The following is a 13,618-nucleotide window of genomic DNA, read 5'->3' on the forward strand; positions in this document are numbered from 1 at the left end:
GAATGTTTGGTGTTCGCGTAAATCGGTGGCAAGATATAAATTTTATGCTAAATCTGCAAGAAAGGTTTATACTCTTTTACTAAAAACTTAAATCAGTAAACACTTTATTAGATATTTATTATAAATTTGAACTTTATTTCGCTTTTCCTTGTTCTTCTTGAGATAAACTTTAAAAAAAATAACGATGAACAGAGTCACTTCTCTTTTCGGAATAAAATATCCGATTATCCAAGCCGGCATGGTTTGGTGTAGTGGTTGGAAGCTTGCATCTGCTGTTAGTAATGCCGGTGGACTTGGACTGTTGGGTGCAGGTTCTATGCATCCCGAAACTTTGCGGGAACATATTCGTAAATGCCGTGAAGCTACAGGTAATCCTTTTGGTGTAAATATTCCTTTGATGTATCCGCAGATTGATGAAATAATGCAGATAGTGGTGGATGAAGGTGTGAAGATTGTATTCACTTCCGCCGGTAGTCCTAAAAAATGGACCGGTTGGCTTCATGACCGTGGTGTCACTGTGGTACATGTTGTTTCATCTTCCCGTTTTGCTGCGAAAGCAGAGGAGGCAGGTGTTGATGCTGTAGTTGCCGAAGGCTTTGAAGCTGGCGGACATAATGGGAGGGAAGAAACTACTACTTTGTGCCTGATACCTGCTGTACGTGCGGCAACTACGTTACCTCTGATCGCTGCCGGGGGAATCGCTACAGGTGAGGCAATGCTTGCTACCCGTGTGTTGGGTGCAGAGGGAGCACAAATAGGCACTCGCTTTGCTTTGACTGCTGAGAGTTCTGCCAGTGAAGTATTTAAAGATTATTGCTTGCATTTGGAAGAAGGAGATACGAAGTTATTGCTCAAAAGGTTGGCTCCGGTTCGGTTAGTGCGCAATAATTTCCGTGATGCTGTAGAGGCTGCTGAAGCAGTAGGAGCAACCGATGAAGAACTGCGTATTCTTTTAGGTCGTGGACGTGCCAAACGTGGTATTTTCGAAGGTGATCTTGAGGAAGGTGAATTAGAAATAGGTCAAGTCTCTTCTTTACTATATGGGAAAGGAATACAATCAGTCGCAGCTGTGATGCAAGAATTGATAGAAGAATATACCCGGGCATGGGAGGCACTCCGATAGCTAAAAGGCCACTTCAATAAATCATATAATAAAAAAGGAATATCTCCGTATACGACGGAAATATTCCTTTTTTATATTTAGAGATTATGCTCTTTACTCTTTTTGTGGAGTATCTGTTCCTTTAGCGGCACCTCCATTTGGTGCGGATGCACTGCTACCGGGAGCTGCTGATGCGCTTGTACTTGCAGATGCAGATGTACTTGCGGATGCAGTAGCGTTAACGGTTGCGGCAGATGCCTTACCGGCTACTTGTGCAGCAGGTTGTACTTCCCAATGGAACGGTTCGAAGCTACTGTTCGGGTCAACCCAAGACGGCTTTTTGGAAGCGTAGATAATAAACGGAGCAATCACAACGATGAGGGCACCGATGATAAGTACGGAGAACCATACTGTGTTGCTACCTACTGAAATCTGGCTAGGCGGGATGAAACTCAGCACGAATGCTAACAAAGAACCTAGGAAGCCAAGTCCACCGACAATCCACATCAAACCATTACCACCCTTACCAATACGGAACGGACGGTTCAGTTTCTTCATCTTGTAACGCAATGCGATAGCTCCGGAGAACATCAGCATATACATAATAAGGTAAAGAATAACAGTCAGCTGTGACAGAATCTGATAGAAACTCTGTACAGAAGGCATAACTACGAATAAAAGGCTCAATACGGTTACTGCGATACCTTGTACATAAAGAATATTCTTCTGAACACCCAGTTTATTGGTTTTCTGGAAGAACGGAGGCATATAGCCTGCTTTACCTACGGCAAAGATACCTTTGGAAGGACCGGCAACCCACGTCAATACACCTGCCAATACACCGAATGCCAATGCTATGGCTATAATGGGTGACAACCAGGAAGCGTGGATATACTTGAAGTAGTTATCGAAACCAACCAGCAAGCTTTGTGTCAAGCTGATATCCTTGGCAGGGATAATTACACCCAAAGCAAACGTACCAAGCACGAAGATGATTACTGTGATGGCGGCACCGATGAACACTGCCTTCGGATAGTTCTTAGATGGATTATCCATATCTTTTACATGGATACCACCCATTTCCATACCGGCATAAAAGAGGAAGATACTAGCTGCAAGTACCACATTGTCAAAGTTCGTTAAGTCAGGGAAGAAACTGCTATCGAAGTCCATGTTGGAATGTCCACCGGAAGCCAGATAAACGATACCGAGGATAATCAACAATGCAGCAGGGATGATAGTACCTACCATACCGCCGACTTTGGCTACTTTACCTACCCAGCCCATACCCTTCATAGAGATGAACGTTGCCAGCCAGTAGATGATGAGCACCACGGCCAGTGTGTAATACTTGTTATTTGCCAGAGACATGTCGTGTGCGTCGTTCATGCCGATGAAAGCGATAGAAACAGCACCGAAAGTCAGTACGGTAGGATACCAGATTGTACTTTCAATCCATTGTACCCAGATGGCAAGGAAACCTAGTTTCTTTCCATAGGCTTCACCCACCCAGCGGAATACACCGCCTTGCTTGTCCTGGAACATAGCAGCCAATTCCGCGGCGACAAGAGATGTCGGAATAAGGAAAACGATGGCTGCAAATAAGTAGTAGAAGGCCGAACTCATTCCGTACACGGCCTCGGCTGGTAGTCCACGGAGAGATACTACCGCCGTCACATTCATGATTGCCAGGGTAAATACTCCTAGCTTCACTGTTTGTTTAATATTTGCCATAAGTTAAGGTTTTAGGTGAAAATTTATTCAAAAACAGCATTTATAACAACATCTGGGTACAGTTGTTTTAGACGATCTAATGAAAATTAAGGTTTTAACAATTAAGATACATTGGTGTTAGGCGTAGGGGCAGATGATTGCTCTTGCGCTTCTCCTTGTCTATGGGTTATCTTGTTGTAGAAATCTTCTTTTTCTTTGTTACGCCGTTGTACCAGACTCGTTACATACACTGTAAAAATAGGGAACATCATCATGCCAAGTGCTGCCAACAACACAGACAGCACCCGTCCTGTGGGGGTGACGGCTATGATATTGGAGCCGACCGTCGTTACATCCATGAATGCCCACCACAAAGCATCACCGTACCCTTTTACCAAAGGGTTGACGCCATGCTCCATGACGTAGAAAGCCAGACTGGAAAAATAAACGGTAGCCAACAACATTGTCAGATAGGACACGAACAGTCCGGATGCACGATTGTACGTCAGCCATCCCACCACGATAGCCATAGCGTATCCACCCCGTACCAAAGGAATGAAACGCAGCATATAGGTTATTTCGGGTGAGAAAGTCCAGCCCATATAAGCAATGATGTTTTGATAAGGTATAGCTACCAGTAGGAATATGAAGTGTGTGGATACATAACGTGCTTTGTTTTCCGCCAGAAACCATTCCAGCACAAAATCCGCCATAAACAGGGCGCAAATCCACAGCTGCACCTTCATATATACCGATTGTTCGTAGAAAGGAATCCCTTTGAACGTATCAACGGAAATACTGATAACTAAGAATAGCGAAAGTAGCAGAATGATGACATGTAATATGCCGTAAATGCCTTTCTCCCGCAAAGAGAATTCTGTTAGAGCCATTTTCATAATGATGTCCTATTATAAAGTTATGAGTTATAAGTTAAGGGTTATTTGTCGGTATGCACCGTAATCAGCAAATAACTTATAACTAATAACTCATAACTAAGAAAGAGCTTATTCTGTAATCGTCACGTTGTCACCGTTGAACACACCTAAGTTAAGCTTGTTCATGATGAACTTGATTGCTGCTTGGGCTTTAACGGAGTTTCCTGCTACGTCCAAAGGAGGAGCAAAGGCCGAAACACCCATTACACCGGGCAATACAGCCATAACACCACCACCTACACCACTTTTAGCAGGAATACCGGCAGTATACATCCAGTCACCTGAGTGTTCGTAGAAACCTACGGTAGAAATCATAGATGTAATTTTAGGAGCTAGGCTAGCTTCAAAAACCGATTTTTTGGTGACGGGGTTTACACCGCTGTTGGCAATGGTTCCGGCAGCAACAGCCAGTTGCTGGGCAGTGATACCCAATGAGCATTGGCGGGTGTACAGGTCGAGTGCCAAATCCGGATCATCGTAGATACGGTTGTAATTCTTCAGCAACCAGGCGATAGAGCGGTTATTGAAGTTGGTAGCTGTTTCCGATTTGTACAGTTCGTCGATAAGCTGTGGAGCAGATCCGCAAAGATCGGTCACGTTTTGTACAATAGCTTCCCATTTCTTGTCTGAATTGCCTACCGGCTGCACCATGGAACAAGCAGAAATGGCTCCTGCATTTACCAACGGAGTAGAGGGATGGTCATTTTCCAGTAAAATGGCGATGATAGAGTTGAACGGCAGACCCGTAGCATCGGCTCCAATCATTTCCAACACTTTCTGTGCACCGTATTGACGCAAGATGAGGATGGCAGTGTGTACTTTAGATACAGACTCTATACCAAAGCGGTAGTCTGTATCACCGATATTAATTGTCTGACCATTCATCAGGCAGATGCTGAGACCAAATAATTTGGAGTCTATATTGGCAAGATAGGGTATGTAATCCGCATTTTTACCTCCGGTTTGCCCTTTCACTTCATTATAAGCTGCTTGGGCAACTTCTTTTATTTGCGAAATTGATATTTTCTTTTCCATAATGTATATAAAGTGTTAAAGTGATAGGGTGTTAGGGTGATAAAGTAATATCACTCTTTCACCCTATCACATTATAGCATTATCACTTTTTCTTATTAGAACGGCGACCTCCGTGGTTGAATATTTTAGCTTCTACTGGCAAATTCTTGTCTTGAGCAATGCGGGTAGGAGTCGGATAATCTAATTTCTCCAGTGCGGTAATAGCGTTCTTGATGTCACCTAATAACATGTCTGCCATATCGCGGCTGAATCCTTGACGTACAACGACACGCATTACTACGTAGTCTTCCAGTTTTGAAGGCAATGTATAGGCAGGTACCATCCAGCCATTTTGAGACAACTTATCCTGCAAATCGTACAATGTCCATTTGGCTGTTTTTGCATATTCCGGTTTCAAATACCAGATGAACAATGGGTTCACCACTTCTTTGGAGTAGTTTACGAATGGAGCCATCTTGCCGATTTCGTCATGGATGTATTTGGCAATGGTCAGTGAGTTGAACTGTACTTCTTTGTAACCCTGGAATCCTAAGCGGATGAATTGGTAATATTGACCTAGAATTTGAGCGGCAGGACGAGAGAAGTTCAAACCTACCTGAGTAATGTTAGCACCGAGGTAGTTTACGCTGAATGCCATTTCTTCGGGCAGATATTCTTTGCCTTTCCAGCAAACCCAACCCAGACCCGGATAAACCAAGCCGAACTTGTGACCGCTGACGCTGATAGAGAGTACCCATTTCAGGCGGAAGTCCCATTTTGTATCAGGATAAAGGAACGGAAGGATGAAACCGCCACTGGCAGCATCTACGTGAATAGGAATATCGTAACCGGTCTTAGCGTTGTAAGCGTCGAGTGCTTTATCCAAAGCTTCAACATCATCGTTCAGACCAGTCCATGTAACACCTTGGATAGGAACGATACAGATGGTGTTTTCGTCACACATCTTCAATGCTTCTTCGGGGTCGAGCGTGGTCTTATCAAGAGTCAAAGGCACTTCACGCATTTCAATTTGCCACAATTGAGCGAATTTTTCCCATACCACCTGGAAACCGGTTGAGATAACGAAGTTCGGTTTGTCGAACGGTTTGCCTTGAGCCTGGCGTTTTTTGCGCCAACGCAACCAAGCGGCAACACCACCCAGCATACATGCTTCTGAAGAACCAATGGCAAGTGCACCTGTTTTCCAAGTGTCCTTTTCGGGAGAGTTCCAAAGGTTGGCAACAATATTGATACATTTACCGTTCATCACAGCGATGCGCGGATACTCAGTTTCATCAATATAGTTGATGTTGATGGCTTCGTTCATCAGCTTGGTAGCATATTCGTCCATATAAGTAGTAACGAATGTAGCAAGATTCAAGCGAGGCTGTGTTTGAGCGAAGGTCTCATCTTTCACCATTTGGTAAGCAATTTCCGGTGTAGTGGGTCCATCAGGAATTTTTTCTACAGGTGAGGGTTGTAACATACGGTTTGAACCGAATACTTCAGTTTTGGCATCTCCTTTTCTGAAATTCAAATCTTCCATATAACTATAAGTTTTTAAAGGTTTAGGTGGCGGGGTGTTTCCCCGTCAAGTTTTCCACAAGAACGGCGTATTTATGAGAAAGTTCGGAGATTTACATTATTTGGCGTTTGTTAATGGGAGCGATTATCGATTCTACTAAGGACAATATGCTGGGAGGTAGTTGTTTGCTATTAAAATAATTGCCGAAACACTTGACATCGCTTTTCTGATGTTGTATATTTGTAAAGTGAATTTATAGATACTTCAATTTTAAATTAGGATAGACGGAGGGGCATTGCTTCTCCGTTTCTTTTTTCCCTTTACATCTTCTTGTTTGAAATGCCGCATGTTTGCTCTCCTAATGCTGCACTTTAGCTCCCTAAACGTGACATCTCAGTAGGTGAAATGGCTGGCATTTGCTCTCAAAACCTCTGTGGTTTTGGTGAAAAGCCCCGGTATTCGGGACGATGAAGTGTGGCAAAACGGATGGTCTGTTCAGAGCAAACGGATGATGCGTTTGGAGTAAACAGACGGTCTGTTTTGGGTAAACGCATCATCCGTTCCGATAACACAAACGAGAGGCTTTAGCCTCCCGTCCGTTAATCTTCCGTAAATCTGCTCTTGACGAGAAAGAGGTAACTATTTACCAAATTCCATCGAATCCGAGGTTGCATTATAGTACTATCGGCTCATATTTCAGTCCGAATACATCGGCAACAGCTTTATATACTACTTTACCTTCTACTACATTCAGCCCTAACGCTAATGCCGGGTCGTCCTTGCAAGCTTTTTGCCAACCTTTGTTTGCCAAAGCTACGGTGTATGGCAATGTAGCATTTGTCAGTGCCATGGTAGAAGTGAAAGGTACGGCTCCCGGGATATTGGCAACGGCGTAATGTACAATGCCGTCTACTATATAAGTCGGTTCACTATGCGTAGTAGGGTGAGATGTTTCAAAACAACCGCCTTGGTCAATGGCAACGTCCACGAGTACGGTGCCGGGCTTCATCATCTTTAGCATCTCTTTGGTGATAAGATGAGGCGCTTTATCGCCGGGTATCAATACAGAACCTATTACAAGATCTATATTGGGTAACTCCATCTTGATGTTGTGGGTAGAAGAATAGAGTGTCTTTACATTCTTGGGTAATACTTCGCTGAGGTAACGCAAGCGAGGCAGGTTGATGTCGGTAATCAAAACTTCGGCACCCATTCCGGCAGCTATCTGTGCAGCATTGGTTCCTACGATGCCACCACCGAGGATAAGTACACGTGCAGGGCGTACACCTGTTACACCACCCATTAATTTCCCTTTTCCACCTTGAGGCTTTTCCAGGAAACGGGCGCCTACTTGGGTTGCCATGCGTCCGGCTACTTCACTCATAGGGGTGAGTAGGGGCAGGTAATGATCCTTTTCTTCTACAGTTTCGTAAGCAATGCAGACGGCACCGCTTTCAATCATGGCTTCGGTTAATAATTTATCGGCAGCAAAGTGGAAATAAGTAAATACCACTTGTCCTTTTTTTATCAGTTTGTACTCAGGTGCGATGGGCTCCTTTACCTTGACAATCATGTCGGCTATGGCATAGACGTCTTCAATGGTCGGTAAAGTTAGTGCACCTACGGCGATGTAATCATCGTCAGAGAAACCGCTGTTTGCGCCTGCTGTTGCTTGCACATACACTGTATGACCTTTTTTCACCAACTCGGCTACTCCGGCAGGGGTCATTCCTACACGGTTCTCATTGTTCTTGATTTCTTTAGGTACTCCGATAATCATAAACTTAAGAGTTTAGGGGTTAAACGTGGTGCAAGATAGCGATTTATCGAACTCAATGTCATCGGGAAGTAGGTGTTTTATAACAGAAAATAGCTGTATAAAGCAAGTTGAATGTTAATTATATAACATAATGTGTCTAAATGATAAAATTACTTTTCTGTAGGCTAAGAAAAGTATTCTTTCTATATTTGCAAGCAGTAAAATAATGTTGATTAAGCAAGATATGAAATATCCTATATTCTTCTCTTTTTTGTTTTTCCTTGGTAGCGTACAGAGTGGACAAGCGCAAGAAGTGTCCGGCAATGATAAAGCGTCTTTTGTTCCTCCTTTTGACTTTCCTATCACCTTTTCCGGTAATTTCGGTGAGATACGTGCCAATCATTTTCATGGCGGACTGGACTTCAAGACCGGCGGTACTATCGGCAAACAGGTACATGCTTTGGCAGATGGATACATTTCGCGTATCCGCGTCACTCATGGTTCGGGGTATGTACTCGATGTAGTTTATAATAATGGTTATTCAACCATCAACCGCCATCTTAGCGCTTTTGTAGGCGAGATAGCCCGCAAGGTGGAGAATCTTCAATACGAGAAGGAGAGTTGGGAAGTTGAAATTACTCCTGAACCCGGCGAATTTCCGGTGAAGAAGGGACAGGTGATTGCTTTGAGTGGTAACACTGGATATTCTTTCGGTCCTCATTTACACTTGGATATGATTGAAACAGAGACCGATGATTATGTAGATCCGCTGCCTTTCTTTATGGATAAAGTGAAAGATACTACGGTTCCGCGTGCCGAAGGTATCATGTTATTCCCTCAACCGGGTAAAGGTGAAGTGGATGGTAAACAGGTCCGTCAGGCTTTTCCGGCAAGACCTTTGAAACCCATTACTGCTTGGGGATTGATAGGAACCGGTATCCGCGCATACGATTATATGGACGGAGTACATAATAAATATGGTGTAAAAAATGTCGTTCTGGAAGTAGATGGCAAAGAAGTATTCCGAAGTGTAGTAGATCGTTTCTCGTATGATGAAAACCGTTTTATCAATTCGTGGACACATGGGCAATACATGAAATCTTTCATAGAACCGGGTAATCGCTTGCGCCTTCTGCATGCCTCTAATGGTAATCGTGGTTTGGTGGATATTAATGAAGAGCGTCCCTATCAGTTTGTTTATTCCTTGAGTGACGCATTAGGCAATACATCTAAAGTTCGCTTTACGGTACAGGGGAAGAAAACTAATATTCGTCCGGTAGAACATCGTGAGAAATATGTATTTAAGTGGGACAAGGTGAACTATCTTCAGGAACCGGGCTTGGAACTTGTAATTCCTAAGGGTATGCTTTACGATGATGTCTGGCTGAATTATACTGTACGTGCCGATAGCGGTGATATTGCTTTTACTTACCAACTGAACGATACTCGTGTTCCTATGCACGGAGTTTGTGATTTGCGTATCGGATTGCGTCGTCGCCCGGTCGAAGATATGTCTAAGTATTATGTGGCAGGAGTTACTGCTCGTGGCGGAAAATATAGCATAGGTGGCAAGTATGAGGATGGTTTTATGAAAGTTGGTATTCGCGACTTGGGTACTTATACAGTAGCCATAGATACCATTCCACCTGTAATAACTCCGGTAGGTCAGGCTCAGTGGGGACGCAACGGGCGTGTCGTTTTCAAAGCAAAAGATAAGGAAACAGGCATTAGCAGTTATCGGGGAACTATCGACGGGAAATATGCTTTGTTTGGTAAACCGAACTCTATCAGTGGTGATCTGATTTGTGAACTCGATCCGAAACATGTAGAGAAAGGTGGGAGTCATGTGGTAGAAATGACTGTAACCGATGGCTGCGGCAACCAGACAACGGAACAATTTAATTTTGTGTGGTAATTGAAAAACATGTATAATAATAATCTGATTAAAAGTATGAAAAGTAAAAGATTAACTCTTTCCATCCTATTCGTGGTAACGGCAGTAGTCAACGCACTGGCTTGTACCAATCTTATTGTAGGAAAGAATGCCTCAACAGACGGTTCTACGATCGTTTCTTACTCTGCCGACTCTTACGGACTATTTGGTGAATTGTATCACTATCCCGCCGGCTTGCATAAGAAAGGTACTATGATCGATGTTAATGAGTGGGATACCGGCAAGTATCTGGGACAAATAGAACAAGCTCGTCAGACGTACAACGTAATTGGCAATATGAACGAATTCCAGCTTACGATTGGTGAAACTACATTTGGCGGACGCCCTGAATTAGTTGACACTACCGGTATCATTGACTATGGAAGCTTGATTTACCTCGGACTGCAACGTTCGCGTACAGCTCGCGAAGCCATTAAGGTAATGACCGAACTCGTACAGGAATATGGATATTATAGCAGTGGCGAATCTTTCACAATTGCCGATCCGAATGAAATATGGATTATGGAAATGATTGGCAAAGGTCCGGGTGTACGTGGCGCTGTTTGGGTAGCTGTACGTGTGCCTGATGATTGTATCTCCGCCCATGCCAACCAAAGCCGCATCCAGCAGTTCAACATGAACGATAAGGAAAATTGCATGTACTCTTCGGATGTAGTTTCATTTGCTCGTGAGAAAGGTTACTTTGACGGAGTGAACAAAGATTTCAGTTTTGCCAATGCGTATGCACCACTTGACTTTGGCGCACGCCGTTATTGTGAAGCCCGTGTATGGAGCTACTTCAACATGTTTACCGACAGAGGCAACGAGTTCTTACCTTATATATTAGGTGAAAATAATACCCCGATGCCTTTGTTCCTGAAACCTAGCCGCAAAATATCCGTGCAGGATGTGAAGAATGCTATGCGCGATCATTATGAAGGAACTCCTCTCGATATCAGCAAAGACTTTGGTGCAGGTCCTTACCACGCTCCTTACCGTCTTTCACCGTTGTCATTCAAGGTAGGCGATCAGGAATATTTTAACGAACGCCCTATCTCTACTTTCCAGTCTGCTTTCGTCTTTGTAGCACAGATGCGTTCTAATCTTCCCGATGCCATTGGTGGCGTACTGTGGTTTGGTTTAGACGATGCCAACATGACCGTATTTACTCCGGTATATTGCTGCACTACCAAAGCCCCCGTATGCTATACCCGGGTAGATGGTGCCGATTATATCACCTTCTCCTGGAATTCCGCCTTCTGGATTTACAACTGGGTGGCAAATATGGTTTATCCTCGCTACGACCTGATGATGGGCGATGTACGTGCCACTCAGACTGAATTGGAAACCACCTTTAACGACGCACAAGAGGGTATTGAAGCCGCTGCCGCCAAACTGTTGGAGAAAGATCCTGCCAAAGCCAAAGAATTCTTGACCAATTATACCAATATGACTGCCCAAAGCACCATCGATACTTGGAAGCGCTTGGGTGAATTCCTGATCGTAATGTATAACGATGGCGTTGTTAAGCGTGTGAAAGACGGTAAGTTCGAACGCAACTCCATCGGTCAGCCTGCAGGCGTAATACGTCCCGGATACCCTAAAGAATTCCTTGAAGAGTACGTTAAACAGACAGGAGATAGGTATAAAATGCCTGAATAATATTAGGATATTTGAACTTAATCTCATACATTTGTGTCTTGACAAAAAGTTTATACTAACCGATATAATAATAAAAGACTTATGGAAAATCAGGAATTGATTAAACAGGTGACTGAAAAAGCTGAAAAATGGCTTACCCCGGCATACGATGCCGAAACTCAGGCAGAAGTAAAACGACTGTTGGAAAACCCCGATAAAACCGAATTGATAGATAGTTTTTACAGAGACCTCGAATTTGGTACAGGTGGTTTGCGTGGTATCATGGGTGTAGGTACGAACCGTATGAATATTTATACTGTGGGTGCCGCAACGCAAGGTCTTGCCAACTATCTGAACAAATGTTTTGCCGGTAAAGACCAAATCTCAGTAGTGGTAGGTTACGACTGCCGTAACCATAGTGATTTGTATGCTAAAATCTCCGCAGATATTTTCTCTGCAAATGGTATAAAGGTTTATCTCTTTGATGATTTGCGTCCTACTCCTGAAGTTTCATTCGCCATTCGTCATTTCGGTTGTCAAAGTGGTATTAATATCACTGCAAGCCACAACCCGAGAGAATACAACGGCTATAAAGCCTATTGGGATGATGGTGCACAGGTACTTGCTCCTCACGATACTGCTATCATTGACGAAGTAAACAAAGTGACTGTTGCCGATATTAAATTTACGGGTAACAACGATTTGATTCAGATTATCGGTAAAGAGATAGACAAGATTTATCTTGATATGGTTCATTCTATTTCTATCGATCCCGAAGTAATCAAACGCCAAAAAGATCTTAGTATCGTTTATACTCCGCTTCATGGTGCAGGCCGTGTATTGATTCCTGATTCATTGAAAGAATGGGGATTTGAGAATATAAATTGCGTGCCCGAACAAATGATAAAGGATGGCAACTTCCCGACAGTAGTATCTCCGAATCCCGAAAATGCCGAAGCTCTTTCAATGGCTATCGCACTTGCCAAGAAGTTGAATGCTGACATCGTAATGGCTAGTGACCCTGACGCCGACCGTGTAGGTATGGCTTGTAAAGACGATAAAGGCGAATGGGTACTTATCAATGGTAACCAAACCTGCCTGATCTTCTTGTACTATATCATCAAGAACCGTATTGCCATGGGCAAGATGAAACCGAATGATTTCATTGTCAAGACCATTGTAACTACCGAATTGATTAAGGCTGTTGCCGATAAGAATAAGATTGAAATGCGCGACTGTTATACCGGTTTCAAATGGATTGCCCGTGAAATCTTCCTGAGTGAAGGTAAGCAGCAGTACATTGGTGGTGGTGAAGAAAGTTATGGCTTCCTGGCTGAAGATTTCGTTCGCGATAAAGATGCTGTTTCTGCTTGTTCTTTACTGGCTGAGATCTGTGCTTGGGCGAAAGATCAGGGCAAGACACTGTATGATGTATTGATGGATATCTACGTAGAATATGGTTTCTCTAAGGAAACTACTGTTAATGTAGTGAAACCCGGCAAGAGCGGTGCAGATGAAATCAAAGCTATGATGGATAACTTCCGTGCTAACCCACCGAAAGAAATCGGCGGTTCTCCCGTAACGCTGATTAAGGATTACAAGACACTGAAAACGACTGATGCTAAAGGTAATGTAAGCAATCTGGATATGCCGGAAACTTCTAACGTACTCCAGTACTTCACAGAAGACGGTACAAAGATTTCAGTTCGTCCTTCAGGTACAGAACCTAAAATTAAGTTCTACATTGAAGTGAAAGGCATGATGGGATGTTCAAAATGCTATTTCAATGCAAATGCAGAAGCTGAACAGAAAGTAGAAGCTGTACGCAAATCACTTGGTATTTGATAACTTACTAAGTTGCTGAAATATAAAAAGAAAGGTATAATCCATCCACGGGTTATACCTTTTTTGTTATGCTATGTTATGGCTTGCTATAAATTTATTCCGCAATAGTTATGATATGCGTGGCAGAGGGTAAATCAGCGTTTTGAAGATT

The 13,618-nt window shown here is 43.3% G+C and carries 9 protein-coding genes; 4 read left to right on the top strand and 5 right to left on the bottom strand.

Annotated elements, in window-relative coordinates:
* The first annotated feature begins 184 nt into the window (after positions 1-184).
* On the top strand, positions 185-1,123 hold the full coding sequence (locus Q1W14_RS08875) for a nitronate monooxygenase (protein WP_300700870.1): 939 nt from the start codon (positions 185-187) through the stop codon (positions 1,121-1,123).
* Positions 1,124-1,216: 93 nt separating this feature from the next.
* Here Q1W14_RS08875 and gadC read toward each other — a convergent pair whose 3' ends face one another.
* The 5 genes from gadC to ald form a co-directional block, all read right to left on the bottom strand.
* Entirely contained in the window at positions 1,217-2,836 is a 1,620-nt protein-coding gene (gadC, locus tag Q1W14_RS08880; protein WP_300700874.1) for a putative glutamine/gamma-aminobutyrate antiporter GadC, read from the bottom strand.
* Between the two features lie 101 nt (positions 2,837-2,937).
* On the bottom strand, positions 2,938-3,711 hold the full coding sequence (locus tag Q1W14_RS08885; protein ID WP_300700877.1) for a potassium channel family protein: 774 nt from the start codon (positions 3,709-3,711) through the stop codon (positions 2,938-2,940).
* A gap of 108 nt (positions 3,712-3,819) precedes the next feature.
* Positions 3,820-4,785, bottom strand: a complete 966-nt coding sequence (gene glsA, locus Q1W14_RS08890) for a glutaminase A (RefSeq protein ID WP_300700879.1) — start codon at positions 4,783-4,785, stop codon at positions 3,820-3,822.
* 82 nt (positions 4,786-4,867) lie between these two features.
* Entirely contained in the window at positions 4,868-6,310 is a 1,443-nt protein-coding gene (locus Q1W14_RS08895; protein ID WP_300700881.1) for a glutamate decarboxylase, read from the bottom strand.
* A gap of 652 nt (positions 6,311-6,962) precedes the next feature.
* A complete protein-coding gene (ald, locus tag Q1W14_RS08900; RefSeq protein WP_300700883.1) occupies positions 6,963-8,069 on the bottom strand; it encodes an alanine dehydrogenase in 1,107 nt (368 codons plus the stop codon).
* 223 nt (positions 8,070-8,292) lie between these two features.
* Between ald and Q1W14_RS08905 the strand changes: the two genes are divergently transcribed.
* The 3 genes from Q1W14_RS08905 (at position 8,293) to Q1W14_RS08915 (ending at position 13,467) form a co-directional block, all read left to right on the top strand.
* Positions 8,293-9,963, top strand: coding sequence for a M23 family peptidase (locus tag Q1W14_RS08905; RefSeq protein ID WP_300700884.1), 1,671 nt, complete (start codon positions 8,293-8,295; stop codon positions 9,961-9,963).
* A 36-nt stretch (positions 9,964-9,999) separates the two neighbouring features.
* Positions 10,000-11,643, top strand: coding sequence for a C69 family dipeptidase (locus tag Q1W14_RS08910; protein ID WP_300700885.1), 1,644 nt, complete (start codon positions 10,000-10,002; stop codon positions 11,641-11,643).
* 81 nt (positions 11,644-11,724) lie between these two features.
* Positions 11,725-13,467, top strand: coding sequence for a phospho-sugar mutase (locus Q1W14_RS08915; RefSeq protein WP_300700886.1), 1,743 nt, complete (start codon positions 11,725-11,727; stop codon positions 13,465-13,467).
* The last annotated feature ends 151 nt before the right edge of the window (positions 13,468-13,618 follow it).

The sequence above is a fragment of the Bacteroides sp. genome, from assembly GCF_030151085.1.
Classification (GTDB): domain Bacteria; phylum Bacteroidota; class Bacteroidia; order Bacteroidales; family Bacteroidaceae; genus Bacteroides.

Excerpts from the sequence above, each read along its gene's own strand:
- ald (WP_300700883.1), bottom strand. The coding sequence starts at position 8,069 with ATGATTATCGGAGTACCTAAAGAAATCAAGAACAATGAGAACCGTGTA.
- Q1W14_RS08910 (WP_300700885.1), top strand. The coding sequence starts at position 10,000 with ATGAAAAGTAAAAGATTAACTCTTTCCATCCTATTCGTGGTAACGGCA.
- glsA (WP_300700879.1), bottom strand. The coding sequence starts at position 4,785 with ATGGAAAAGAAAATATCAATTTCGCAAATAAAAGAAGTTGCCCAAGCA.
- Q1W14_RS08915 (WP_300700886.1), top strand. The coding sequence starts at position 11,725 with ATGGAAAATCAGGAATTGATTAAACAGGTGACTGAAAAAGCTGAAAAA.
- Q1W14_RS08895 (WP_300700881.1), bottom strand. The coding sequence starts at position 6,310 with ATGGAAGATTTGAATTTCAGAAAAGGAGATGCCAAAACTGAAGTATTC.
- Q1W14_RS08875 (WP_300700870.1), top strand. The coding sequence starts at position 185 with ATGAACAGAGTCACTTCTCTTTTCGGAATAAAATATCCGATTATCCAA.
- Q1W14_RS08905 (WP_300700884.1), top strand. The coding sequence starts at position 8,293 with ATGAAATATCCTATATTCTTCTCTTTTTTGTTTTTCCTTGGTAGCGTA.
- Q1W14_RS08885 (WP_300700877.1), bottom strand. The coding sequence starts at position 3,711 with ATGAAAATGGCTCTAACAGAATTCTCTTTGCGGGAGAAAGGCATTTAC.
- gadC (WP_300700874.1), bottom strand. The coding sequence starts at position 2,836 with ATGGCAAATATTAAACAAACAGTGAAGCTAGGAGTATTTACCCTGGCA.